Origin of the sequence: Micromonospora sp. NPDC047762 (assembly GCF_043204655.1) — a bacterium.
Taxonomy (GTDB): Bacteria; Actinomycetota; Actinomycetes; order Mycobacteriales; family Micromonosporaceae; genus Micromonospora.
The window spans coordinates 52,138-76,093 of record NZ_JBIDCQ010000016.1 but is presented as its reverse complement, the minus strand read 5'-3'; the positions used below and the strand labels follow the sequence as shown (position 1 = coordinate 76,093).

The 23,956-nt window shown below is 70.1% G+C and carries 22 protein-coding genes; 7 read left to right on the top strand and 15 right to left on the bottom strand.

All coding sequences use genetic code 11. The features are described from left to right. Positions 1 to 463 precede the first annotated feature (463 nt). Entirely contained in the window at positions 464 to 3,802 is a 3,339-nt protein-coding gene (locus tag ACGF3C_RS32795) for an NACHT domain-containing protein (RefSeq protein ID WP_393227616.1), read from the bottom strand. A gap of 236 nt (positions 3,803 to 4,038) precedes the next feature. Between ACGF3C_RS32795 and ACGF3C_RS32790 the strand changes: the two genes are divergently transcribed. Together ACGF3C_RS32790 and ACGF3C_RS32785 are read left to right on the top strand one after the other, a co-directional pair. Continuing rightward, positions 4,039 to 4,380 (top strand): hypothetical protein, encoded by a 342-nt coding sequence (locus ACGF3C_RS32790; RefSeq protein ID WP_124770765.1) that lies wholly within the window; start codon positions 4,039 to 4,041, stop codon positions 4,378 to 4,380. Then, complete coding sequence (locus ACGF3C_RS32785) at positions 4,377 to 5,036, top strand: nucleotidyl transferase AbiEii/AbiGii toxin family protein (RefSeq protein WP_393227614.1); 660 nt, start codon at positions 4,377 to 4,379, stop codon at positions 5,034 to 5,036. The genes ACGF3C_RS32790 and ACGF3C_RS32785 overlap by 4 nt, the downstream gene beginning before the upstream one ends. Before the next feature lie 57 nt (positions 5,037 to 5,093). Here the strand turns inward: ACGF3C_RS32785 and ACGF3C_RS32780 are convergent, their stop codons facing one another. Then, on the bottom strand, positions 5,094 to 5,996 hold the full coding sequence (locus ACGF3C_RS32780; protein ID WP_393227612.1) for an SDR family oxidoreductase: 903 nt from the start codon (positions 5,994 to 5,996) through the stop codon (positions 5,094 to 5,096). A 186-nt stretch (positions 5,997 to 6,182) separates the two neighbouring features. Here ACGF3C_RS32780 and ACGF3C_RS32775 point away from each other — a divergent pair, with 186 nt between their 5' ends. Beyond that, positions 6,183 to 7,973, top strand: a complete 1,791-nt coding sequence (locus ACGF3C_RS32775; protein ID WP_393227610.1) for a bifunctional metallophosphatase/5'-nucleotidase — start codon at positions 6,183 to 6,185, stop codon at positions 7,971 to 7,973. Between the two features lie 57 nt (positions 7,974 to 8,030). On the opposite strand, the gene ACGF3C_RS32770 is transcribed toward ACGF3C_RS32775, so the two are convergent. Continuing rightward, the gene (locus ACGF3C_RS32770; RefSeq protein WP_357235370.1) at positions 8,031 to 8,204 is read right to left on the bottom strand and encodes a hypothetical protein; all 174 of its coding nucleotides are present in this window, start codon (positions 8,202 to 8,204) and stop codon (positions 8,031 to 8,033) included. Between the two features lie 84 nt (positions 8,205 to 8,288). Then, positions 8,289 to 9,449 (bottom strand): geranylgeranyl reductase family protein, encoded by a 1,161-nt coding sequence (locus tag ACGF3C_RS32765; protein WP_393227608.1) that lies wholly within the window; start codon positions 9,447 to 9,449, stop codon positions 8,289 to 8,291. Positions 9,450 to 9,596: 147 nt separating this feature from the next. Between ACGF3C_RS32765 and ACGF3C_RS32760 the strand changes: the two genes are divergently transcribed. Together ACGF3C_RS32760 and ACGF3C_RS32755 are read left to right on the top strand one after the other, a co-directional pair. Then, the gene (locus ACGF3C_RS32760) at positions 9,597 to 9,833 is read left to right on the top strand and encodes a hypothetical protein (RefSeq protein WP_112587077.1); all 237 of its coding nucleotides are present in this window, start codon (positions 9,597 to 9,599) and stop codon (positions 9,831 to 9,833) included. Positions 9,834 to 9,918: 85 nt separating this feature from the next. After that, complete coding sequence (locus ACGF3C_RS32755; protein ID WP_393227606.1) at positions 9,919 to 11,358, top strand: MFS transporter; 1,440 nt, start codon at positions 9,919 to 9,921, stop codon at positions 11,356 to 11,358. 124 nt (positions 11,359 to 11,482) lie between these two features. On the opposite strand, the gene ACGF3C_RS32750 is transcribed toward ACGF3C_RS32755, so the two are convergent. The 4 genes from ACGF3C_RS32750 to ACGF3C_RS32735 form a co-directional block, all read right to left on the bottom strand. Then, positions 11,483 to 12,046: a hypothetical protein gene (locus tag ACGF3C_RS32750; RefSeq protein WP_393227605.1), complete on the bottom strand. Its 564-nt coding sequence runs from the start codon at positions 12,044 to 12,046 to the stop codon at positions 11,483 to 11,485. 669 nt (positions 12,047 to 12,715) lie between these two features. Further along, the gene (locus ACGF3C_RS32745; RefSeq protein ID WP_357235256.1) at positions 12,716 to 13,345 is read right to left on the bottom strand and encodes a hypothetical protein; all 630 of its coding nucleotides are present in this window, start codon (positions 13,343 to 13,345) and stop codon (positions 12,716 to 12,718) included. A 14-nt stretch (positions 13,346 to 13,359) separates the two neighbouring features. Continuing rightward, complete coding sequence (locus tag ACGF3C_RS32740; protein ID WP_393227603.1) at positions 13,360 to 15,138, bottom strand: DUF4012 domain-containing protein; 1,779 nt, start codon at positions 15,136 to 15,138, stop codon at positions 13,360 to 13,362. Positions 15,139 to 15,241: 103 nt separating this feature from the next. Then, positions 15,242 to 16,489, bottom strand: a complete 1,248-nt coding sequence (locus ACGF3C_RS32735; RefSeq protein WP_393227601.1) for a glycosyltransferase family 4 protein — start codon at positions 16,487 to 16,489, stop codon at positions 15,242 to 15,244. Between the two features lie 168 nt (positions 16,490 to 16,657). Between ACGF3C_RS32735 and ACGF3C_RS32730 the strand changes: the two genes are divergently transcribed. Then, entirely contained in the window at positions 16,658 to 17,212 is a 555-nt protein-coding gene (locus tag ACGF3C_RS32730) for a low molecular weight phosphatase family protein (RefSeq protein ID WP_393227599.1), read from the top strand. Here ACGF3C_RS32730 and ACGF3C_RS32725 read toward each other — a convergent pair. Further along, positions 17,193 to 18,656: a polysaccharide biosynthesis tyrosine autokinase gene (locus ACGF3C_RS32725; protein WP_357232998.1), complete on the bottom strand. Its 1,464-nt coding sequence runs from the start codon at positions 18,654 to 18,656 to the stop codon at positions 17,193 to 17,195. The genes ACGF3C_RS32730 and ACGF3C_RS32725 overlap by 20 nt on opposite strands. A 337-nt stretch (positions 18,657 to 18,993) precedes the next feature. On the opposite strand from ACGF3C_RS32725, the gene nhaA reads away from it, so the two are divergent. Further along, entirely contained in the window at positions 18,994 to 20,349 is a 1,356-nt protein-coding gene (gene nhaA, locus ACGF3C_RS32720) for a Na+/H+ antiporter NhaA (RefSeq protein ID WP_393227597.1), read from the top strand. Positions 20,350 to 20,448: 99 nt separating this feature from the next. Here the strand turns inward: nhaA and ACGF3C_RS32715 are convergent, their stop codons facing one another. The 6 genes from ACGF3C_RS32715 to egtC all read right to left on the bottom strand — a co-directional run bounded on the left by ACGF3C_RS32715 (position 20,449) and on the right by egtC (position 23,940). Beyond that, complete coding sequence (locus tag ACGF3C_RS32715) at positions 20,449 to 20,646, bottom strand: hypothetical protein (RefSeq protein ID WP_357230963.1); 198 nt, start codon at positions 20,644 to 20,646, stop codon at positions 20,449 to 20,451. 4 nt (positions 20,647 to 20,650) lie between these two features. Further along, a complete protein-coding gene (locus ACGF3C_RS32710) occupies positions 20,651 to 20,971 on the bottom strand; it encodes a hypothetical protein (RefSeq protein ID WP_357230966.1) in 321 nt (106 codons plus the stop codon). Beyond that, a complete protein-coding gene (locus ACGF3C_RS32705) occupies positions 20,971 to 21,333 on the bottom strand; it encodes a DUF1622 domain-containing protein (protein WP_357230969.1) in 363 nt (120 codons plus the stop codon). The genes ACGF3C_RS32710 and ACGF3C_RS32705 overlap by 1 nt, the downstream gene beginning before the upstream one ends. 39 nt (positions 21,334 to 21,372) lie before the next feature. Then, positions 21,373 to 21,960 (bottom strand): TMEM165/GDT1 family protein, encoded by a 588-nt coding sequence (locus tag ACGF3C_RS32700; RefSeq protein WP_357230972.1) that lies wholly within the window; start codon positions 21,958 to 21,960, stop codon positions 21,373 to 21,375. A gap of 217 nt (positions 21,961 to 22,177) precedes the next feature. Next, entirely contained in the window at positions 22,178 to 23,143 is a 966-nt protein-coding gene (gene egtD / locus ACGF3C_RS32695; RefSeq protein WP_393227594.1) for an L-histidine N(alpha)-methyltransferase, read from the bottom strand. Positions 23,144 to 23,163: 20 nt separating this feature from the next. Further along, complete coding sequence (egtC, locus tag ACGF3C_RS32690; protein WP_357230978.1) at positions 23,164 to 23,940, bottom strand: ergothioneine biosynthesis protein EgtC; 777 nt, start codon at positions 23,938 to 23,940, stop codon at positions 23,164 to 23,166. Positions 23,941 to 23,956: the final 16 nt, after the last annotated feature.

Below are 23,956 nucleotides of genomic sequence, written 5' to 3'. Positions count from 1 at the left end.
GCCCTGGTCGGGCGTCGGAGTCGGCGACCTACCGAGCGGGGGGCTCGTGGCGCCGGGACTGTGTGTAACGACCGGGGGGCCAGGGTCATTCCGGGGTTGGCCCATCCATGGGCACCCTCATCGCGGCGATGCCAGCGGTCGTGGGGGTGGTAACGACCGGACCGGGGCCCGCATTCCCACCCGCTGGACGGGGCAACGAGCCCGTGGCTCTGCGATCGTCAGGGTATGTAACGGGCCCGGCCCCGCCATGATTCCGGCCCACCGGTGCGACCTGTCACGCCCACCGAGATCCTTATTCGGACAAACCCCCCACAACACCCTACTGGTGCGGTCGGAAACCGCACATATCGGGCATGATCACTTAGCGCACACCGATCGGGACGTCCCGGAGCCCCCGGAACATGCGCGTGCGTCCCAGACATAGGTCACTCGGGGCTGATCCGGCGAGCGTTAGTCGTTCGTCCTACCCAGCGCCCGGCGGGATGGGGTGATCGTTGCGGTGCCGCCCGTCAGACAGCGGCGACGTACGAACATCGACAGCACCGCGGCGCTGGTAGTCGTCCGCCAGAATCGCGACCAGCGGCGGGATGGCAGGACGCGAGACCTCGGGGGCCAACTTCGAAAGGCCCTCGATCTGCTGGATAGAAACGTCGCGCAGCCAACCCCGCCGGCCTATGACAAGTTGGCCAATCACGTCCTTGAACGCCTGAGCCTTGCCGCCCTGCCAGACCACCAAGCCGACGCGCATCGCGGCGAATACCTCTGCCACATCGCGGTCGTCGACAAGGTCACGTTCGTAGATCGTGAACAACCGGGGGAACTCGACGAACAGATTCGGGTGCTGCGCCAGCACCGGAGCGAGCCGCACCGCCGCCTCGGTGCCCTCCGACCACAGCACCATCTGGGCCAGCCTGTGTACGTCAACGTATTGGAGGCGACCAGCGTGGTGGACGAGATACTCGATGAGGAGGTTGACGATCTCCCCCGCCGAGGACTTGGTCGTGGCCGCCATGATGGTGTCGTGGTCGCCCGGGCGTTCGTCACGGTGCACCAGGGACGACACCACCTTCATGCACACGTCGCCGCGCTCGTCGAACCACTGCCCTACTCGACGACCGTGCAGGGCTGTCGCGCCGAGAAGGAACTGAAGCTCGCGAGATGAATCGCCCGCGAGGCGGGCTTCGTGTGCGTGCCGCAATAACCGGTCGATCGGTACGCTCCGTTTGGACACCAGGGGCTCGCCATCGGTGGAGAAGTCGATGGCAGAGAGAAGCATCGCCCAGCCATTGTCGTCGAGACCGGCATGCAGGAACCTGATGGTGGACTGCCACCAGGACAGCGGCTCACGATCGTCGGGCACGAGCTCACCCAGGGCAATCGGCGCGTGTGTGAGTTCGACCAGAAGTGTGAGCAGATTACCGAGGTACGCGGCGATGCGGCCGAGCAGGTTACGCCCGGACGGGTTGTAGTCGCGAACTCGTCCGAACGTCTCGCGCTCCTGGCTGGAGCGGATGAGCGATTTCAGCTCGGCGACGATCATGGCCTGCAGCTCAGGCGACCTGGTCTCGAACAGTTCCCGAACGAAGGGCATGATCGCGCCTCCGACCGACAGTTGCTGGTGCGACAGCAGCGCGAAGAACTGGTCGTCGGTCCATTCTTGGCCGACCGGCAGGTATCGTCGCGCATTCGCGAGGCCGTCCAACTGGTGCAATACGTGGTAAGCGATCAGGTACTCACCGAACGTCGCGTGCAGAAATTCGTAACTGCTGCCGGTGACGAGACTGCTTTTGACATCCGCGGCATGAATGAAGAAGAACCTGGCGATGGTGCGGATCGCCGGATCCAGCGGGTGGGGCAAGCGCTTCCGGTACCCGGTGGACGCGGCCGACGAGTGCAGCATCGGCGCGAGATCGAGATCCAGGTCCTGGCCACTCACCGATTGCTGCCCCCGGTTGAACATGGCGAACGCCGCGATCCCGAGTTGCCACAACTCGCGGTCCGCCTGGGCGGCGGCCTCGTCCCCACCCAGCGGTCGGCCCGCCGGCCGGGGCGCCTTCGTGACCTCACGACTCACGTAACCGTTGAGCAGCCACTGGTAAAGCTGCCCCTGCGTGACCTGACCGGCGCTGTCCACCGGCGGGGCGTCCGTCGCCCCGAAGATCGCCAGCATGAGGAGGAGCAGCGGCTGGCGAGCCAGCTCGCCCATCGACCACACGCTGTCCGCGGCCAGCGGCTTGACCGTCTCGTTGGCGATCGGCTCGCGATTGGCCTCGTTCCACATGTCGACCCACGCGCCGACCTGCTCCCGGTCGAAATCGTTCAACTTGAGCACCAACGAGCCGACCGGGATGTTCGCGATGTTGGCAACGACGGTACGGGAGGTCACCACGACAGAAACGGGCGAACCGATCGAGGCTTCCTTCTCCTGAAACGCCTGGACCTCGTGCAGGAAGCTGGACTCGGTCGCGCCGGTGGCCTGCATCAGTTCGTCCAGACCGTCAAGGAGCACCACTCTCGTGACGTCCTGACTGGCGTCGGACAGCTCACGCCACCGCACGCCGAGGTGAGTGTCGTCATCCAGGAAATCCTGAATCTGCTGGTAGATCTTGCCCGCCGGATTCTTCACCTCGCGAAGCGGCACACGGACAGCCGTGAAATGCTCAGCCGGCAACCGCGAGGCCGTGATCTTGGTGAGCAGGGACTTGCCGGCGCCCGGATGGCCGAGAATCACCAGCGGGCGCTCTGTGCTGCGGGGCGAGGCGAAATACGCGGCGAGAATGTGATCCAGGCGGTACCCGTTTCGCTGCAGCGTCCACCACTCCTCCTCCCAGGGGCGAGACTGGCCGTCGGTGACAGCCCACTGGAAGTGCGGGTTCACGTAACCCGACTCGGTCGTGGGCATCAGCAGGCCCGACATCTGATCCATCTCGGTGATCTGAGCGATCGGCTCCGACAATCGATGGCGGTTACGCTGCGCCATGATCGCCCGGGCGCGCTCGTGCTGACCATCGAGAAAGCGCGGCAGGTCGTTGAGGAGCTTCTCCATGAACGCGAGCGACCGTTGCTGGAACTCCAACGACGTCTGGTGTGCGGCCTCTTGCGCCGACGCCACCGACTCGATCTCGTCCAGCAACGCCCACATGCCGAACTCCGGCACGTCAGCCGCCAGCCGCCTGTAGTCATCGCGGTAGAGCGCGGCCGCGGTCTCGGCGATGTTCGCCTGCAGCGATTGTCCGAACTGCCAGCCCGCGACGGCCTCCATCTTCTCCCAGGCGGCGAGGCCCCGGAAGAAGCCCAGACAGTGCTCCGTCAGGGCCCGGTAGAACGGCGTTATCGAGGCCCGCAGGTTAGCCTCGAACCCACAGCCCGCCCAGGGCAGCGGCAGTTCCGCACGCAGCAGGTACGAAACAATCGTCTCGTGCGTGACGGCGCCTTCCCCACCTACCATCCGCTGTTTCTCGACCTCGGTGAGCCGAAGGCTTGCGTAGTGCTTGCCCAGCACCTCTTTCAGGGCAGCGAAGAACGCGCCCGCGGCCACCGAGGTATGCGCGGCCGCGATCAGCTGATGCCGATCCCGACCCTTGGCACCGAGGGTCCGCTCCCGGAAGCGGTCGACAGCCGTCGAGATCTGCTGGACCAGCTCGTTCTTCTGGTCGATCCATCCCCACGCGGCACTTATCGCCGGCACCGCGATGCCGGCACCCCCGCTGCCGAGGGCCGCCAACCCCAGCAGGGTGGCGAGCCTTTGACCCCACCCCGGGTCCTGCTTGCCGAGAATGCGGCGGGCGGTGTCGAACGACATTGACGAACCGCTCAACGAGAGTCCCTTCAGATGACCACCGGGAAGCGGCCACCCTAGCCCTTCGAAACCGGGCGAGCAGTCGGTTATCCGGCAGTCCCCACCCCGGTCAGCCGCGCAGATCCGCGCTTGCGGAGGCACGACGCACCACCCCCCCGGGCAGCCAATGCACCTGACATGGGCGAAGGCCAAAGAACGACCTGAGCGACACCGGCTCTGGCGGGCGTTACCCTGACACCATGCAGGCCGTCTCCCCCACCGCGACCGGCGTGGCCTTTCTGGCCCGCCCGGGTCGCCCCGCTGTGGTGGCACGGACCCTCGCCGAGCTTGCCGGCCCCACCCGAGGTGTGGTGGAACTGCCGGTACGGCTGATGTGGAACGCCGAGCGCACCTTTGACCTCGGCGACCCGGACCAGCTGCTCTGGATGTACGAGAACGTGCTTCGCGAGACCACTCGAGCCGAGGATCTGCGCGCCCTGATCAACGGGCGGACGCTGCGTCGGGTGTGGCGACTGCTCAACCTGCCTCGGGGCGTACGCCAGGCGTGGGAGAGCCGGCACCGCGGCCTGCGCGCGGCGTGATCGAACCTCATCTGCACGAGTTCTACCGGGAGGTGGCCCGGGTGGCGCTGGCCGCCGCCGGGCCGTACCGGTTCGTTCTGGGTGGTGGGGTGGCGTGGGCGGCGCACGGGCTGGTCGCCCGACCGACGGAGGACGTGGACCTCTTCGCGGACGTGGAGGGTGCCGCGGCGGCGGCGTCCGCCGGGGTGCGGGTGGCCCTGGAGCGGGCCGGGTTCATCGTCAGTGACGCCGACCCGGACAGCGAGCTGGCCGAACTGTTCGACGGGTACGAGCAGGACATGAAGGACTTCGTGGTGAGCCGCGACGGACGGCAGATTCGGCTCAGCCTCGCCCGGTTGGACCGCCAGCAGAGTCCGGTGGTGATGGACCTCGGCCCGGTGATGGACGTTCGTGACCTGGTGGCGAACAAGATCGCGGCGTTGGTCAACCGGCGGGAGGTTCGCGACTTCATCGACGTGGCCGCAGCCCTCGACCACTACGACGTGACCGAACTGTTGGTGCTGGCACGGCAGGTCGACCCCGCGCTGGACCCGGACGACGTGCGCGCCGCCGGCCGCTATCTGGACCGGCTCTCCGACCAGCGTTTCGGCCGGTACGGCCTGGGCGCCGTCGACGTCGCCGCGATCCGGCAGCGCTTCGCCGCCTGGCCACGCTGACCGGCGAGCCACAAGCATCGGGTGGGCATCCCGAGCGGACGCCCACCCGACGGCGGTTCACTTGGTCGGTCGACCGCCCGTGACCCCAAGGATCTCGCCGGTCACGTAGCTGGACTCCTGCGAGGCGAAGAAGACGTACGCGGGTGCCAGCTCCGCCGGCTGCCCGGGACGCCCCTCCGGGGTGTCGGTGCCGAACTGCTTCACCTTCTCCTCCGGCATGGTGGCCGGGATCAACGGCGTCCACACCGGGCCCGGTGCGACCGCGTTGACGCGGATGCCCTGCTCGGCCAGGTCGGCAGCGAGCGCCTTGGTGAAATTGGCGATCCCCGCCTTGGTGGTGGCGTAGTCCAGCAACTGCGGCGACGGGTCGAACGCCTGGATCGACGACGTGTTGATGATCGCCGACCCCTCGGCCAGGTGCGGAATGGCTGCCTTGCAGAGCCAGAACATCGCGTACAGGTTGGTCTTGAACACCCGGTCGAACTGCTCGGTGCTGATCCCGAGGATCCCCTTGTCCTGCGACATCTGGTACGCCGCGTTGTTCACCAGGATGTCGAGACCACCCAGGTCGCGCACCGCCCGGTCGACCAGTTCCTGGCAGTGCGCCTCGTCGGTGACGTCGCCGCGTACCGCGACGCCCCGCCGGCCGGCGGCCTCGACCAGCCGGACGGTCTCCCGGGCGTCGGCGTCCTCCTCCTCACTGAGGTACGAGATGAGCACGTCCGCGCCCTCCCGGGCGAAGGCGATCGCGACCGCCCGGCCGATCCCCGAGTCACCACCGGTGATGAGCGCCCGCTTGCCGTCGAGCTTGCCGCTGCCCCGGTACGACTCTTCCCCGTGGTCCGGCCGCGGGTTCATCTCCGCGGTCGAGCCGGGCGCCGACTGTTGCTGCGCGGGCTGACCGGACTGCCCTCCGTACTGGCTGGTCGGGTCCTGCTGGGTGTGCTGGTCCTCGCTCACTGAAAACTCTCCTCGCTGCGCGCGGGAAGCGGGGGTCTCCCGCGAATGCCGTCCCCGACCGCCCTACCCTGCGTCGGCCTGCGGAAACCGCTGCAACGACCGGGGCTGTCGTGCGGCGGTGCCCGCTGCTGGTTAGGGTGCGCAAGGCGCTCACGAGGCGCGTCCACCCCCATGGAAAGGCACGTCATGACCTCTCCCTCCGGCCCGTCGCGCCGCCAGGTGCTCGTCGCCGCGGCGGCCGCGGCGACCACCCCGCTGATCGCCGCCGCGCCCGCGCAGGCGGCCGGCGCGGCCCGGCCGCGCACCTGGGATCTCACCCTCCTGGGCACGTCGGACACGCACGGCAACGTCTACAACTGGGACTACTACCGCGACGCCGAGTACGACGACAGCAAGCAGAACGACATCGGCGTGGCGAAGCTGGCGACGTTGATCAACCAGATTCGTCGGGAGCGGCGCGGCAAGGCGACGCTGGTGCTCGACGCCGGCGACACGATCCAGGGCACGCCCCTCGCGACGTACTACGCCAAGCAGGAGCCGATCACCGCCACCGGGGAGAAGCACCCGATGGCACGGGCCATGAACGTCATCGACTACGACGCGGTGACCCTGGGCAACCACGAGTTCAACTACGGTCTGCCGTTGCTGGACCTGTGGATCCGTCAGCTCGGCTTCCCGGCGCTCGCCGCGAACGCCGTCAACGCGAAGACCGGCAAGCCGGCCTTCCTGCCGTACGTCATCAAGAAGGTCTCTCTCGGTTTCGCCGCGCCGACCCTGCGGGTCGGCATCCTCGGGTTGACCAACCCCGGTGTGGCCATCTGGGACAAGGGCAACGTCGAGGGCAAGCTGCGCTTCGACGACATGATCGCGACCGCCGCGAAGTGGGTGCCGATCATGCGGGCCCGCGGCGCGGACCTCGTGCTGATCTCCGCGCACGGCGGTGACAGCGGCACCTCCAGCTACGGCCCCGAGCTGCCGAACGAGAACCCGGTGGCGCTGATCGCCCAGCAGGTGCCGGGGATCGACGCGATCCTCTTCGGCCACGCGCACAACGAGGTGGTCGAGCGGTTCGTGACCAACGAGCGCACCGGCACGCAGGTGCTGCTCTCCGAGCCGTCGAAGTGGGGCCAGCGGCTCACCCGGATGGACTTCACCCTCACCCGCGAGCGTGGCCGGTGGGCGATCACCAAGAAGGCCGCCACCATGCTGAACACCAACACGGTGGTCGAGGACCCGAAGGTGCTCGCCGCCGTGCGGGCCCAGCACCAGAAGACCGTGGCGTACGTCAACCAGGTCGTCGCGCAGTCCACCGTGGAGTTGTCGGCGGCGGAGTCGCGGTACAAGGACACGCCGATCCTGGACTTCATCAACCATGTGCAGACCGAGGTGGTCGGCGCGGCGCTGGCCGGCACGGCGTACGCGGACCTGCCGGTGCTGTCGATCGCGGCGCCGTTCAGCCGGACCGCCGTCTTCCCCGCCGGCGACGTGAAGATCCGCGACGTGGCCGGCCTGTACGTGTACGACAACACCCTGGAGGCGGTCGTGCTCAGCGGCGCCGAGGTGCGCGCCTACCTGGAGTACTCGGCGAAGTACTTCCGGACGGTCGCGCCGGGCGCCCCGGTCGACCCGGAGCAGATCAGCGACCCGGCGGTGCCGGACTACAACTACGACGTCTTCTCCGGCCTGGACTACGACATCGACATCTCCAAGCCGGTCGGGCAGCGGATCACCCGCCTGGTGCTGGCCGGCAGCGACACCCCGGTCGCGGACAACGCGCAGTTCGTGGTGGCGGTGAACAACTACCGGCGCAGCGGCGGTGGCAACTTCCCCGGCATCGTGAAGACCCAGGTCTACAACGCGCAGCAGGAGATCCGTCAGCTGCTCATCGACTGGGCGCAGGCCAGGGGAACGATCGACCCGGCCGACTTCTTTCAGCCCAACTGGCGTCTGGTACGCGAGGGCGTGCCCGTCTTCTGACCGCAGCGCATCACGAACGGGCCGTGGGTGGCGACACCCGCGGCCCGTCGCGCGTTCTCAGCCCTGCACGTTCCAGCGGATCGGGTCCTCGGACTCCTCCGGCCGGTCGCGCCCGGGATCGGTCTCGGTCAGGGCCACCCGCTCGTCGGGACGGACAGCGGGCGGCAACTCCCCGAACCGCGCGTGGCGCAGAAACGCGTACTCGTCGTCGGTGAACTGTTGCTCGTTCATCAGCGTCTCCCCCTGCTCCGCTGTGATTGTCCGGCGGCCCCGGTGGTCCCCACCAGTAGCCGGACGCACACCCTCTAAGGCATCCTAGGATCCTGGGTGAGCGGTGATGGCCTGGCGCGACGGATGGGACAACCGGTCGAGCACCGCGAGCGCCGCCCGGATCGACCGGCGGCTCAGCATCTCGTCGAAGCTCGCCCGCCCCTGGCAGAACTGCACGAACATGCGCCAGCCCGGCGGGGTCGCCAACAGGGCGTGGAACACGTCCGGGCGACGGGTGAAAACGTCGAGCAGCCGGAAGCCCGCCCGCATCTCCGGCAGCAGACGCTCGGCCACCGACTGCTCGTACCGGGCCAGGTCGCCATCAGCGACCGCGGCTCCGGCCAACTCGCCCGAGCGCAACGCGAAGCTGATGCCCTCCCGGCTCCACGGCTCCAGCAACCCCGCCGCATCCCCCACGACCAGCACCCGGCCGTTGCGCAACGGTGAATCCTCCGCCCGACAACGAGTCAGGTGACCGGAGTCGTGCTCCGCCGGCAACCCGGCCAGACCCAACCGGTCGACGAACCGCCGCAGGTACTCACGGGTCCCCTCCCCCGCCCCCCGTGCGGCGATCACGCCGACTGTCAACCGGTCGCCCTTGGGAAAAACCCAGGCGTACGAGCCCGGCATGTCGCCCCAGTCCAACAGCAGCCGGCCCCGCCACCGCTCCTGCTCGATCGGCGGCACCGGAATCTCCAACTCCAGACCCAGATCCACCTGCCGGTACCGAACCCCGACGTGCCTCCCGGTCACCCCTGACGAGCCGTCCGCCCCGATGACGGCACGAGCCGCGATCGTCGTACCGTCGGCCAGCCGAAGGCGTACCCCCTCGGGGTCCTGCTCGATCGCGCGGACCGCGGCCCGCTCCCGCAGCTGCGCGCCGGCGGCGACCGCCGCCGCGCGCAGCCGGTCGTCGAACTCCTCGCGGCGCACCATCGTCACCACCGGGCTGCCGTTGCGGCGGGTGAACTCCCGACGGCCGTCGCGGGTGAACGTCACCCGGTCCACCCGGTCGTGCGCGGGCACCTCGATCCGATCCTGAACGGCCGCCAGCGAGGTGCCGATCAGGCCACCGCCGCAGGTCTTGTACCGCGGGTGTACGGCTCGCTCGACGACAAGGGTGGAGACGCCAGCACGGGCAGCGGCGTGCGCCGCGGACAGCCCCGCGGGGCCAGCGCCAACGACGACGAGATCCCAAACGATCACGAAAGCAGCCTAGGGCACCTCCCCGGCCCGCCCGCCGGACCCGCCCACCGGCGCGACCGCCCGATCGGGTGTGCATCTTCGGGCACCGAGGGGGTAACCGGCGCACGGCAACCGCCACCGCAGTGGCGGACGAGCAGAGGAGGAACCATGCAGCAGGTGCAACTGTCGGAGGCCGAGCAACGGGTGTACCAGGCGGTCACCACCCTCGAGGCACGCGGGCAGGTGCCCTACCCGGACCTGATCGCCGAGGAATCCGGGCTCACCCAGGAGCAGGTGGGCAGCCCTCTGCACCTGCTCACCGAGAAGGGCCTACTGCACCGCGAGGACTCGCCGATGGCCGGCCTCGACTTCGGTCCCCGGTTCTGCGCCCGCCAGATGGCGTGACCAGCCGAACCAACTGGCACGGTTCGCCCCCCGGAGACCCGGGTAGCGGTCAACCATGCGTGACCGAGGGTCGACGGGGGGCACGATGAACGCGGCGCAGACGCCGCAGCCGGTGACAGCGGCCGAGAACCGACGGCGCTGGCAGGCCGTCGGCGTCGGACTCGTCGCCGCCTTCATGACGCTGCTCGACGTGAGCATCGTCAACGTGGCCGTGCCCTCCATCGACCGGGCGCTGCACGCGTCGTCGAGCGACCTGCAGTGGATTCTCTCCGGGTACGCGCTCACCTTCGGCCTGGCACTGGTGCCCGCCGGCCGCTTCGGCGACGCCCGTGGCCGGCGTAACGCCTTCGTCTTCGGCATCGCGCTGTTCACCATCACCAGCGCGCTCGCCGGCCTCGCCACCTCCCCGACCTGGCTGGTCATCGCCCGACTGTTGCAGGGCGCCGCCGCCGGCATCGTCAACCCGCAGGTCATCGGGCTGATCCAGCAACTGTTCCGCGGGCCCGAACGCGCCCGCCCGTTCGGGATCCTCGGCGCCACCATCGGCATCTCCACCGCCGTCGGGCCGCTGCTCGGTGGGCTGCTCATCGCCGTCGGCGGCGAGGACCACGGCTGGCGCTGGGTCTTCTTCGTCAACGTGCCCGTCGGTGTCCTCGCGGTGATCCTCGGCTGGCGGTTGCTGCCCGGCCGCCCCACCGGCCAACCCGGCTGGCATCGACTCGACCCCTTCGGCGTCCTGCTGCTCGGCGTCGGCGTCGTCCTGGTCCTCCTGCCACTGGTGCAGGAGCAGCAGTGGCGGACCCCGTGGAAGTGGGCCCTCATCCCGGTCGGCCTGGCGGTGCTGGTCGCCTTCGGGCTCTGGGAACGACGCTACGCCCGCCACCATCAACCCCTCTTCGACCTCCGACTGTTCAGCTTCCAGTCGTACACGCTGGGCTCGGTCCTGGCGCTCGTCTACTTCGGTGGCTTCACCGCGATCTTCTTCATCTTCACCCTGTTCCTACAGATGGGGCTCGGCTACAGCGCCCTCGTCGCCGGCCTGGCCATCACCCCGTTCGCCCTGGGCTCCGCGGCCGCCGCCGTGCTCGGTGGCCGCATCGTCAACCGCTTCGGCCGACCACTGGTCGCCATCGGACTGCTCACCGTGGTGGTCGGACTGGCCGCCACGGTGATCGCACTGCGCCTCTTCCCGGACGCCCCGGCGCCCTGGGTCACCGCCGGCCCACTGCTCGTCGCCGGCATCGGCAGCGGGCTGGTGATCGCCCCCAACCAGACGATCACCCTCTCCGAGGTGCCCGTCGAGCAGTCGGGCAGCGGCGCCGGCATGCTCCAGACCGGCCAGCGGATCGGCGCCGCCGCCGGCATCGCCGCCGTCGGCTCGCTGTTCTTCTCCACGTTGGCCGACAGCCGCGGGGACTGGACCAACGCCTTCGAACAGTCCCTCATGCTCGCCACCGGCATCATCGCCCTCGCGTTGATCGCTGCGCTGATCGATATCCGGCGAACCCACAACCACAAGAACTGACCGGTGTACGCCGCTGGCCGGCACCCCGGGTTGCGGGTGCCGGCCAGCGGTCGGTGTCCTGGTGCTGTGGTGCTGGGGTGCTGGGGTGCTGTGGTGCTGTGGTGCTGTGGTCTTGCCGTGCGGGTCAGCTGTTCCAGTGCTGGCCGACGAGGTCGGTGGCCTGCTGCTCCCACTGGGCGTAGGCGTCCGGGTAGGCCGAGACCTGTACCGTCTGCGCGGCGTCGGTCAGCGCCATGTCCTGCCATCCGTCGACCTGCTTGAGGCCCTTGAGGAACGCGGTGGTGGAGTACTCGGGGTTGGTGATCTGCTCGGGGGTGCCCCAACCGCTGGTCGGGCGCTGCTGGAACAGGCCCAGCGAGTCGTGGTCGTTGGCGTCGCCGAGGTGGCCGAGGTTCTCCAGCTTGGACTCCTGCAGGCTCGTCGCGATCGAGATGACCGCGGCCCGCTCCGGCAGACCGGCCTTCTTCGTGGCGGCGATGATCGCCTTCACGTTGGCGGTCTGCTCGTCGTTGAGGGTGATCCGGGACTGGTCGCCCTGCGGCTTCGGCGCCGACTGGACGGACACGGCGACGGGCTTGGCGTCCACGGCCGGGGTGGCGGCGTGGGCGGCGATCGGACCGGCGAACACACCACCGGCGAACGCGAGACCAGCAACAGACAGCATGCTCTTACGAATGATCGTGTTCATGGGGGTAGCTCCTTCGGGGGTAGAACACCCACACCACCCGGGGGGACGGCGGTGAGGGTGTGAGCACCTCGTCCGGCGCTGCACGTCAAAGGGGAAAAAGTTTGGGGGGTGACGCCCTGGTCGGGCGTCGGAGTCGGCGACCTACCGAGCGGGGGGCTCGTGGCGCCGGGACTGTGTGTAACGACCGGGGGGCCAGGGTCATTCCGGGGTTGGCCCGCCCATCGGGCACCCTCATCGCGGCGATGCCAGCGGTCGTGGGGGTGGTAACGACCGGGAGGAGACTGCCATTCCCACCTGCGCGACCAGCCCGCAGAGATCGGGCGGCCGGCCGGTGGTACTGCGATCGTCAGGATGTGTAACGACCCCGGCCCGGCCATGATTCCAGCCCACCGGTGCACCCGGTCACACCCCCACACCACCTACCATCGGACAAATCACCCACGCCAGCGTGACACGGCAGTGCGCAACCTGCCCTCACGCGCGTGATCCACTCGGGTTCACGGAAACCGGGGCATCCCGGACGGCAGGACATGCCGATATCAAGGAACGCGAGTGGATCATGGAAGAGCTGACCGGATGAAACCGACGAAACGGACAGGCTGGCGCCCGTCGGAGTGTTCCGACGGGCGCCAGCTTCGGTGCTGTCCGGGCGCAGCCCGGTGGTGTGAACTAGTGCGCCGCACCACCGAAGCGCTGGCGGCGACGCCAGGCCAGGGTCAGCAGCAACATCACCGCTCCGGCGCCGACCAGGCCGCCGCCGAGCTTCATGGGCGTGCCGATGCTGTCACCCGTGACGGGAAGCGGCTGCTTCTTGTGCAGCACGCGCAGCTCGGTGCTGGCGGTACGGCCGGACTCCCGGCCCGTGGCGGTGAAGGTCAGCAGACCCGTCACCGACGGCTTGTAGCTCTTGGTGAAGCGACCCTGACCGTTGGTGTACGCCGTGAAGTGCAGGGGAGCGCTCGCCTGGTAGGCGACCGGAGCCATGGCCACGGTGCTGCCGTCGCTGCGGCGAGCCGGAGCCACGCCGCCGGCCGGTGCGGCCTGCGGAGTGACCGTCACGTTGATGTCGACGGTCTCGTTCGGGCCGAAGTTGGTGCCGGTCAGCACCACCGTCTCGCCGAGGTAGATCGTCGGCCGGTTGACGGTCAGCGACGCGGCGGTCGGCGGGTACGGCGGCGGTTGCGGCGGGTCGGTCGTCGCGGTGGGCTGCGGCTGCGGCGCTGCCGCCCCCGCTGCCGTCGGCACGGCCACCACGGCCAGGCCGACCGTGAGCGCCATGATGATGCGGGATAGCCGCATGATTTGGTTCCCTCCTACTGATCACAGCTTGGTGCGGAATGAACTTGGGTGGTCCAGGGGCTGGCGGTGGGGGTCAGCCACAGCTCGGCCTGCCCGACGCCGGTCTTGGCCGTCAGCACGGTGACCTCCAGCGCCCTCTCGGCGCCGGGGCCGACGTCGACGCTGGCCGTGGCCACGTGGCGGCGGCGTTCGGTGCCGCTGCCAAGCGCCGTCTCGGCCCCGTCCAGTCGGGCCTCCAGCACCGCTCCACCAGCCGGGCTGAAGATCGACACCAACGTTCGGGCGGTGTACGGATCGCCGGCCAGGCCGAGGCCGAGCACGGATTTGCTAAGTCCGGACTTCGGCGCCGTCGAGCGCAGGGTCACCCGCAGCCGGAGCTCACGGCGACCGTCCGACCGGCATTCGCCGACCGTGAGGTTCGCCGTCGGCCGCAGGTAGTAGCCGAGCTTCGCGCCGCTGCCGTCGTTGAGGAACACGCCGACGGTCGGCACGGTGTCCTGTTCCGGAAGCGTCCCGGCCATCCGGCTCTCGCCGAATGTCCGCTGTTCCTCAGGTCGGGCACTCCAGAACAATATCCGGCGTTCCGTGATAGCACGGTCAAATGCGGACAACAACACCCTCGGGTTGACATTCTTCTTGAAAAAGGAGTCGAACACCGCTGACGCCGACGCCGCGAAGAACTCGTCCTGCTGTTTGACGTCGAGGCGCTGATAGCTATCGTTGAGCAGGGTCTGCACCACCTTCTCGCTGGCGAGCGGTACACCGCCGGGCACCAGCACCGGACCTGTCGCCTTGAGCAGGTAGGACAGCACCACCGGGTCGACGGCGAGCACGCCGTCGACAGTGGTGCCGGTCTTGCGCCGGAACATCTCGCGGTACAGCGCGGCTGCGGTCGGGAAGTGCGGGGACAGGTTGACGTCGGCGGGGTAGATGCCGGGCAGGTCCGTCCAGAGGGCCCGGGTTTCGGCGGGCACCTTCAGCGCCGGGGTGAACTGACCGAGCGAGGAGGTGCTGCCCTGCTTGCCCATCTGCACCTTGCCGTTCTCCGCCTCGATCATCGCGTAGGCGCCGAACATGCCGCCGGTGGCGCGCAACTCGGCGAGGTTCTGCGAGACGAGCAGGTAGCGGCGTGGGCCGTTGGCACCGAGCAGCGGCGGGAGGAGACGGGCGCCCTGGTCGGCTGCCGTGGTGAGGCTGGCCAGCCGGTCGATCTCGTCGCGCAGGTCGCCCAGCGCCTGCCGGATCTGGCTGACCAGACTGTCGGCTGGCACCGCCGCCAGGTTCTGGCGGGTACGTTGCACCGACTCGTGCACCCCGGTCAGCTCCGTGGAGACGGCGGCGAGCCGCGCGAGGTCCAACCGGCCGCCGGTTGGCACCAGGCTGGTCAGGTCCATGCGGAGCAGGGTCGGGAACGCGTGCCGGGCCAGTTCGTCGATGGCGACGGCGATCTGCGCGACAGCGTCGAGGTCGTCGCCGGCGACCGGCGTGTGCCGTCCGAGCCGCCAACTGGGGTCGGCACTTGCCGAACGGGCCGCTTTGGCCTGCTCCTGGAGGGCGGCGAGCGTCCGCAAAGCACGGTCGGTGTCCCCACCGACGATCTGGGCGCTCAACTCCCGGGCCAGGCCGGCGGCGTTGAGCAGGTGGGTGCGCGCCTGCCAGCCCCGGAAGCCGACCCACCCGGCGGTCGCCAGTAGCAGCGAGCCGACCACCAGGGCGCCGAGCAGCGCCCGTCGCAGTCGGGCCCGCCGACGACGCCGGGACCGGCTCCGCCGCCGGATCGGCCGTTCGCTCACCGTCACACCAAACTCCCATTCGTGGAACCGGACAGAAGGTCGATTCCCTGACGTTCTTAGCACGTCCAAGGGAAGTTCATACCGTTATCGCAATTGTCGTCCTTTAAGCGAGCTTTCCTCTTGGTCCCGTGGCGGGCTCGGCGAACCGTCCGGCCGCCTCGTGCAACAGCCGCTCGATCTGGTCCACGCCGCCGGGCAGCGACATCTCGCGCAGGTACGCGGCCCTCCCCCGGCGACCCATCTCGGTGCGGGCCGGCGGCGGAATGGTGGCTGCCAGCCAGAACCTGTCGGCCAGTGCCGCCCAGTCCTCGGGTGGGCAGGACAGCCCGGCCCGAACCCGTTCGACCAGCTCGGCCGTGTCCCCACCGGCGGAGGCGATCACCGGCGCGGCGCAGGACAGCGCGGCCTGGAGTTTGCCGGGCACCGTGCTGCGCAGCTCCGGAAGGTCGCGCGACATGACGAGTTGGTAGTCGGCGGCGGCGTACAGCTCGGGCATGTCGACCGGTGACCGCCGCTCCAGGAAACGGATGTTCTCCGCGCCCAGCTCGGCGGCGAGCCCCCGCACCCGCCGCTCCGCCGCGCCGGAGCCGACAAGGACCAGATCCATCGTCCGGTCCAGTGCCGCGGCTGCACGGACCGCGGTCTCGAGCCCCTGCCGCGCCCCGATGGTCCCGGCGTGCATCACCACGCACCGACCGTCGCGACGGACCAGCTGGCGTGCCGCCGCGCCGGGTGTCGCCGGATAGAAGATCCGCTCGTCGGTCCAGTTCAGCACCAGCCGGACCCGGGCCGGGTCGGCGCCCGCGGCGACCACCAGGTCCCGCATCGACGGCGCCGCGACCGCGATTCTCGCGGCGGTCCGGTAGATCCGGGTCATCGTGCTGCCCATCCGCGCCGCCCAGCGCCCCTCGCCCCCCTCATCCGCGCCGTCGCGGGTCCAGACGTCCTGCACGTGCAGCACCGCGGGCACCCGCCCGAGCAACCGGAGCACCGCGGCGGCGGCGAACGTCGTCGCCGGCAGTTGAAACACGTAGAGCGCGTCCACGTCACCCAGGAAACGGCGTGCGACCAGCCCCGCGCTGCCGGCGAAGGAGAGGTAACTGGCCATTCGACCGCCGGCGGACGCGGCACCCGCCGGGTACCGGGGCACCCGTCGGACGCTCAGCCGTTCGCTGTGCGTCTCGTGGTGCCACCGCTGCCGCCAGCCGGGATAGACGTGGCCACCCGGGTAGTCCGGGAAGCCGGTGAGGACCCGTACCTCGTGCCCACGCGCGGCCAGCTCCTCGGCGAGGCTCCCCGGGATGAACGCCGGCTCGGGCGGAAAGTGGTACGACAGGATGCCGATCTTCACCGGTACGCCCCCGTCCCACCGGGATCGCCAGCGACCGGCGCGGCACCACGACCGGCCGGCGTGCGGCGCGCGTACGATGCCGACAACCCCTCCCCGCGCGGCCACCGGCGTCGACGCACCGCCCCCGCGGTGCGCGCTTCGGTGTCCGTACCGATGAGAGGGGCACCGATGGCTGATCGCGTGTTGTTCGTCTGCCACGCCAACCTGTGCCGGTCACCGATGGCCGAGTACCTGGCCCGCCGGCTGCTGGCCGACCGACCCGTCGAGGTGGCCAGCGCCGGCACCGACGCGATCGACGGGCTGGCCATGCACCCGTACGCCCTGGAGGTCGCGACGGAGAACGGCACGGACCCGGCGGCGTTCCGGACCCGCGGTCTGCGCCCCGAGTACCTGGTCGACGCGACGCTCGTGCTGACCGCGACCCGACGCCAACGCTCGGTCTGCACCTCATTGGCGCCGGGAGCGCTGCACCGGACGTTCACGCTGCGCCAGTTCGGCCGGCTGGCCGCGGCGGCCGAACCGCCCACCGACCTGGCCGACGATCCGCTGCGGGCGGCGATCGTCGCCGCCGCGCAGGCCCGGGGAAGACTGCAACCCGCCGCCCCGGACGAGGACGACCTTCGGGACCCGATCGGCGGCACCTTGGCCGACTTCCGACGCTGCGCCGAGGAGATCGAACGGTCGCTGCGACCCCTCGCCGTGCTCATCGGGGCAGCCGGGTGAGTTCCTGGGTGTGGTCGGGGACTCCGTTGACCCCGTCGGCGGTTGCGCTGTGCCGGCCGGACGCGGCCCGTTCGGCCGGCACCGACGCCTCGGCCGTCGAGGCCACCACCCGGTAGGCCTCGTACTGGTACGCCTCCGCCTTGGCCACCTTGGCCATGTTCAGCACACAACCGAGCAGCCGAACCGAGACCGAGTGCAGTGACCGGGCCGCGGCGGCGACCTGGGTCCGCGAGGTGCGGCCCTGCTGGGTCACCAGCAGCGCGCCGTCGGCCTGCACGGCCACCACCACGCCGTCGGTCACCGCGAGCAGCGGGGCGGTGTCGATGATCACGATGTCCGCCGACTCGCGCAGCGCCAGCAGCAGGTCCGACATGGCCTTGGAGCCGAGCAGCTCGCTCGGGTTCGGCGGGGCCGACCCGCTGGGCAGCACCAGCAGCGACTTGTCGCCCCAGCGCTGCACGACGTCGCCCACCTTCACGTCGCCGACCAGCACGTCGGTGAGGCCGACGCCGGCGTCCAGGCCCAGATAGTCGTCGACCTTCGGGCGGCGCAGATCGGCGTCCACCAGCAGCACCCGCCAGCCCGCCTCGGCCAGGGCGATGGCCAGGTTGCAGGAGAGGGTGGTCTTGCCCTCGCCCTGCAGGGCGCTGGTCACCGCGATGACCCGGGCCGGCTCGTGGACGTCCACGAAGCGCAGGTTGGTCCGCAGCTTGCGGACCGCCTCGGCGCGCGCCGAGGTCGCGGCGTCGCCCACGATGAGCGGCGCGCTGCGGGCGTTGGACTCGAACGGGATCTCACCGAGCAGCGGGCTACCCGTGGCGCGTTGCAGGCCGGCGGCGTCGCGCAGGCGGACGTCGGCGACGCCGCGCAGGATCGCCAGACCGATGCCGAGGAGGAGGCCGACCAGGCCACCGAGGGTGAGGTTGCGGACCGGCTGCGGCGAGACGGGGTCGGCGCTGACCCGCGGGCCACTGACGACCTCGATCTTGATGGGCGCCTTGCCCTCCGGTGTCGTCTCCACCTTCTGTACGAGTTCGACGAACTTGTTGGCGAGGCTCTCCGTCACGCGCAACGCGCGGGTCTGGTCGGTGTCGGTGACCGATGCCCGCAGCAGAACGGTGCCGGTCTCGGTGGAGGTGCTCACCCGGCGCTGCACCTCGTCCGCGGTGAGGCCGACCGGAGTCTCGGCCACCACGCTCTGCGCCAGCCGGTCGCTGCTGAGCAGGTCGGCGTACGACTTGACACGCTGCTGGAGGAAGAGCCCGCCCTGGTAGGCGTCGGTGACGCCGGTGTTGGGGGTCGTGACGAAGAAGGTCACCGAGGCGACGTACCGGGGTTGGGCACGTACGGTCAGGAACGCCGAGACGCCGAGAGCCACCATGACCGTGACCAGCGCGACCCACCAGTGCCGACGCACGTGGCGCAATTGGCGGAGCAGGTCCATCAGGAGCGCCCCCGTGCCGGTCCGGTTGCGGCAAAGAACTTCACAAAAACCCCCAAGGTCGTCTCTAAACTCGTGAAACCATTAAAGCGGCTCATACGGCTTATGTCCGGAGTTACCTATATTCCGGCGGCGAGATGTGCGCCCGCATGACCAACCCGACAAACGCCCATTCGGCAGCGGCGACAACGGGGAAAAAGTCGAAGGCCGATCCGACGGCGTCCGATCGGCCCAGCGTTCGCCGCCGACCGCGCCGCCGGATAGGGTCGACAGCGGTGTGCCGGGAAGTCTGGTCGGCGAGTGGAAACCTGCTGTCCCGACTCCTGTAGGTGAGCCGAAGTTGACCCTCCCCACCCCGCCGTCCGACCCGCGTCCGCCAAAGATCCGGCTGTTCTCCCGATCGTCCTGGCCGCAGGCCCGGCACCTGGCCGACGTGCTGCGCACCGAGACCGTCGGTGGCGCGCTGCTGCTGTCAGGCGCTCTGATCGCGCTGATCTGGGCCAACTCCCCGTGGTCCGACTCGTACACCCGGCTCGGCGAGGTCGTGCCCTGGCCCGGCGCGCCCTGGCACCTCGACCTGAATCTGGCCACCTGGGCGGCCGACGGCCTGCTGGCCATCTTCTTCTTCGTCGTGGGCCTGGAGCTCAAACGGGAGTTCGTCGCCGGTGACCTCCGCGACCCGCGCCGAGCCGCGCTGCCGGTGGCGGCCGCGCTCGGCGGGATGCTGCTGCCGGCGCTGATCTACGTGGCGGTGGTGCTGAGCGGCGGCGGGGAAGGCCTGCGCGGGTGGGCCATTCCGACCGCCACCGACATCGCTTTCGCGCTCGCCGTCCTCGCGGTGGTCAGCTCACATCTGCCCCAGGGGCTACGCGCATTCCTGCTCACCCTGGCGGTGGTCGACGACCTGTTCGCGATCACCATCATCGCGATCTTCTACACCGCCGATTTTCAGCCCGTACCGCTGCTCGCCGCGTTCGCGCCGATCGCGCTCTTCGCGGTGCTGGTGCAGCGGGGGCGCACCTGGTGGTGGGCGCTGATCCCCCTCGCTGTGGCCGCCTGGACACTGGTGCACGCCTCGGGCGTGCACGCCACGGTCGCCGGTGTCCTGCTCGGCTTCACGGTCCCGGTGCTCGCCCGCCGACCGGCGGCCGGCGACCAGCCGGCCGCCGGCGCGGATGCGGGCGAGGGTGGGCTCGCCGCCCGCCTGGAGCACCGCTGGCGGCCCGTGTCGGCCGGCTTCGCGGTACCGATCTTCGCCCTCTTCGCCGCCGGGGTCACACTGCGCGGCACCGACCTGGGCGCCCTGCTGAGCGACCCGATCGTGATCGCCATCGTCGCCGCTCTGGTGTTCGGCAAGAGCATCGGCATCTTCGGCTCGACCTACCTGCTGGCCCGGTTCACCCGCGCCGAACTGGACGAGGACATCACCTGGACCGACCTGCTCGGAATCGCCCTGTTGGCCGGCGTCGGCTTCACCGTCTCGCTGCTCATCGGCGACCTGGCGTTCGGGGCGGGCAGTACGGCCGACGACCGGGTCAAGGCGGCGGTGCTGCTCGGTTCGCTGATCTCCGCCGGGCTGGCCGCCACCGTGCTCATCCGCCGCAACGCCGCGTACCGCAGGGTGGCGCAGCGGGAGCGGTTGGACGCCGACGGGGACGGCGTACCCGACGTCTACCAGCACCCCGACGCCCGCTGACCACGCCGGCGCTGCCCGACGGCACCATGGCGCCGAGCGGTGGCGTGGCGCGGGTTCGCCGTCGTGCCGCGCCGCCGCACCAACCGCGCGCGCTCGCGCTCAGTGGCGACGGTCGGCGGGCGGCAGGTCCTCGGTCTCCTCGACCAGTGCCTCGGCCGTCGGCCCGGTGAGGTCGTCGCCCGGCACCGCCACCGCCTCGGCGCGATCCTGCTCGTCGGGCTTGCCGCCGCGCGGCGGCTCCGGGGCGGTGGCACCGCCGGCGTAGCCGTACTCGTTCGGTTCGTCGTGCCGGCTCATCTGGTCATCCTCCCGCTCTTCCCGTTTCACCTGTCGAGGCCAACGGTAGGTGGTGATCGTCCTCGGCGCAGCGTGCCGCTGATTGTCGGCCGGACCACGGGGGTGAGCTGCCGAGCGCCGCCCCGAGGAGCTGGCGCAGGGCGATGATCGCCACCGCGCCGGCCAGGCCGTTCCAACCCGGTTCGCCGGCGAGCCGGAGCAGGCCGGCCCCGACGAGCAGGTCCAGCAGTACCCGGACGCCGCTGCGCAGCGCCCCGGTGGTGAGCGTGGTGAGCACCCCGGCGACCAGCGCCAGGGCGGTGACAGCCGTGACCAGGGTGCCCATCACGCTCGACGCTCCCCCTCGGCCACCTGACGCTGCTCCTGACGGATCTCGCGGCCCAGGAAGTAGTTCAACGCCGTTCGGATCGTCGCGATGGCGGCCAGTTGGCCGATCTGCGTGAACGACGGGGACACCGCCGTCCGCAGCACGTCGGCCGCCAACTGGAATTCCAGGCCGAGGGTCAGAAAGCGGCCCAGCGACAGCCGGATCGGCGTGAAGCAGGCGGCGCTGCGGTGTCGCAGCCCTTCGACCACGAACCGCACCGCCGCCCACACCGCGCCAACGAAGATCACCATTGCGCCGGCCACCTCGACCACGGCAACCAGCACCTGGTCGCCCTGACGCAACAACTCGGCCGGCTCCACTCCGGGCCGTTACCCGCCCTCCGGGCAGCTAGTCGGCGCTCAGGTCAGATCGTTCACCGCCTCCAGGATCAGCCAGAGGCCGGAGATGGCGAAGAGGATCGCGGCACCGTACTTGATGGTCTTCTCCGGCAACCGCCGGCCGAGCATCCGGCCGACCAGGATGGCCAGCGCGTCGGCGGCCACCATGCCGATGGTGGAGCCGAGCCAGACGCCGAACCAGCCGTACTTGGTGGCGAGCGTGATCGTGGCGAGCATCGTCTTGTCGCCCAGCTCGGCGAGGAAGAACGCCACCGACACCGCCACCAGCGCGGTCTTGTTGGTCTTCTCCGCCTTGCGCTTCTCCTCCTCGGTGAGCTTGTCCCCGCGTAACGTCCACGCACCGAAACCGAGGAACGCCACGCCGGCGACCAGGGAGATCCACTCGGTCGGCAGCACCGCCCCGAGACCCACGCCGATGGCGACCGACGCCAGGTGCACCACAGCGGTGGCGACCGTGATGCCGATCAGCACCGGAATCGGTTTGAACCGCGTGGCGAAGGTCAGCGCCATCAGCTGGGACTTGTCCCCCAGCTCGGCGACGAAGATGACGCCGAAGCTGACGACCAGCGCGGCGAAAAATCCCTCCATGACGTCCTTCCCGTTCACGCCGGGAGGAGGAACAGGGGCGCCCTCGACCCGGCTGCAACAGCCTGAGTCGAAGGTCTCGCCCGCCCCGAGAGAACCGGGGCCGCGTGGCCGGATGCGGAACGCACCAGTATGTCGACCACGACATTGGGGGCTACTCCCCTTCGCGCGTTCAGCCTATCGGATCACCTCCCGGACCGGCCGAGCCGGGTGAACAGACTCACCGCGCTTGCGCCAGCGTGACACCGAAGAGCGCGTCCGGATCGGTCCAGAACTCCGCCGTGGCGAAGCCGGCCGCGGCCAGCTCCGCCGCGATCCCCTCCCGGTGGAACTTCGCCGAGACCTCGGTACGCAGCTCCTCCCCCGCCGCGAAATCGACTGTCAGCCCCAGCACCCGCACGCTCATCGGCCGGGTCGCCCGCAACCGCATCTCGATCCACTCGTGGTCGGGATCCCACACGGCGACGTGCGCGAACGCGGCCGGGTCGAAATCGGCGCCCAACTCCCGATTGATCACGTGCAGCACGTTGCGGTTGAACTCGGCGGTGACCCCGGCGGCGTCGTCGTACGCCGGCACGATCACCGACGGGTCCTTCACCAGGTCCGTGCCGAGCAACAACCAGTCGCCGACCTCCAGAGCGGCGCGCATCGCCGTCAGGAACTCGGCCCGCTCGGCGGGCAACAGGTTGCCGATGGTGCCGCCGAGGAACACCACCAACCGCCGACCGCCGGTGGGCAGCCGGTCCAGTTGCCGGGTGAAGTCACCCACGATGCCCCGCACCCGCAGGCGGGGATAGTCGGCCGCGATCTGGGCGGTGGACCCGCGCAGCGCACTGACCGACACGTCGAGGGGGACGAACGTGCCCAGCCCACCGCGGCGGGTGAAGGCGTCCAGCAGCAGCCGGGTCTTCTCCGAAGAACCGGAGCCCAACTCGATGAGCGTCTTGGCCCCGGTCAGCGTCGCGATGTCGGGAGCGTGCGCGGCCAGCACGGCCCGCTCGGCCCGGGTCGGGTAGTACTCGGGCAGTCGGGTGATCTCCTCGAAGAGTTCGCTGCCCCGGGCGTCGTAGAACCACTTCGGCGGCAGCCACTTCGACCCGGCGCTCAGCCCGGCCCGGACGTCGTCGCGCAGGCCACGCTCCAGGTCGCCCTGTTCGAGGTAGATCTCCAGGGGTTCCGCTGTCATCGGTTCGCTCCTCTGTTCGATCAGCCGTTTCGTGCCAGCCCGGCCCCGCTCACCGGGGTCGGCAGTGGACGTACCCGCACCTCACCCGCGGTGGCGACGACGAGGTGCCCCTCCGGCACCGACCGCCACCCGGGATCGTCGTCATGCGGCTCGGACGCGAGCAGCACCGAACCCGCCGACTCGCGCACCGACAACGCGTGCCCCGCCACGCTGGCCACCACCCGATGCCCGTCGGTGAGCAGCAGGTTGAGCCGCGACCCGGGGGCGGCGGCGGCGACCTCGGTCACCGTCCGCCCGAGCGCCTCTACCGGGTCGGCGCCGGCGCGCAACCGATGCCGCACCAGCGCCCAGAGCAGCGCCGAGTCGGTCGAGGCGTCCAGAGTGAGCAGGTCACGCACCGGCAGACCGGCGGCGAGCGGCACCACGGCGTCCGGCCAGCCGCGGACCACCCCGTTGTGGCTGAACAGCCACCGCCCCTCGGCGAAGGGTGCCGCCGCACCGTCGAGCACCGCCATCCCGACCGTGGCCGAGCGCACCGCCGCCACCACCGCCGCGCTGCGGGTCACCGCCGCGAGTTGGGCGATGGTCGGGTCGCTCCAGATCGGCTGCGCCCGCCGGTACCGGACCGGCTCACCCTCACCCGGGTACCAGCCGACGCCGAACCCGTCGGCATTGATCGTGCCGCCGCCACGCATGTCGCGGGGCGCCCAGGACTGCCGCACCAGCGAGTGCGGAGGGTCGAACAACAACTCGGCCAGGGTGACCGGCGGCCCCAGGTAGGCCAGGTGGCGACACATCAGCGCCCCCGGCCCA

Excerpts from the sequence above, each read along its gene's own strand:
- ACGF3C_RS32795 (WP_393227616.1), bottom strand. The coding sequence starts at position 3,802 with ATGTCGTTCGACACCGCCCGCCGCATTCTCGGCAAGCAGGACCCGGGG.
- ACGF3C_RS32790 (WP_124770765.1), top strand. The coding sequence starts at position 4,039 with ATGCAGGCCGTCTCCCCCACCGCGACCGGCGTGGCCTTTCTGGCCCGC.
- ACGF3C_RS32775 (WP_393227610.1), top strand. The coding sequence starts at position 6,183 with ATGACCTCTCCCTCCGGCCCGTCGCGCCGCCAGGTGCTCGTCGCCGCG.
- ACGF3C_RS32770 (WP_357235370.1), bottom strand. The coding sequence starts at position 8,204 with ATGAACGAGCAACAGTTCACCGACGACGAGTACGCGTTTCTGCGCCAC.
- ACGF3C_RS32760 (WP_112587077.1), top strand. The coding sequence starts at position 9,597 with ATGCAGCAGGTGCAACTGTCGGAGGCCGAGCAACGGGTGTACCAGGCG.
- ACGF3C_RS32755 (WP_393227606.1), top strand. The coding sequence starts at position 9,919 with ATGAACGCGGCGCAGACGCCGCAGCCGGTGACAGCGGCCGAGAACCGA.
- ACGF3C_RS32750 (WP_393227605.1), bottom strand. The coding sequence starts at position 12,046 with ATGAACACGATCATTCGTAAGAGCATGCTGTCTGTTGCTGGTCTCGCG.
- ACGF3C_RS32745 (WP_357235256.1), bottom strand. The coding sequence starts at position 13,345 with ATGCGGCTATCCCGCATCATCATGGCGCTCACGGTCGGCCTGGCCGTG.
- ACGF3C_RS32730 (WP_393227599.1), top strand. The coding sequence starts at position 16,658 with ATGGCTGATCGCGTGTTGTTCGTCTGCCACGCCAACCTGTGCCGGTCA.
- ACGF3C_RS32725 (WP_357232998.1), bottom strand. The coding sequence starts at position 18,656 with ATGGACCTGCTCCGCCAATTGCGCCACGTGCGTCGGCACTGGTGGGTC.
- ACGF3C_RS32715 (WP_357230963.1), bottom strand. The coding sequence starts at position 20,646 with ATGAGCCGGCACGACGAACCGAACGAGTACGGCTACGCCGGCGGTGCC.
- ACGF3C_RS32710 (WP_357230966.1), bottom strand. The coding sequence starts at position 20,971 with ATGGGCACCCTGGTCACGGCTGTCACCGCCCTGGCGCTGGTCGCCGGG.
- ACGF3C_RS32700 (WP_357230972.1), bottom strand. The coding sequence starts at position 21,960 with ATGGAGGGATTTTTCGCCGCGCTGGTCGTCAGCTTCGGCGTCATCTTC.
- egtD (WP_393227594.1), bottom strand. The coding sequence starts at position 23,143 with ATGACAGCGGAACCCCTGGAGATCTACCTCGAACAGGGCGACCTGGAG.
- egtC (WP_357230978.1), bottom strand. The coding sequence starts at position 23,940 with ATGTGTCGCCACCTGGCCTACCTGGGGCCGCCGGTCACCCTGGCCGAG.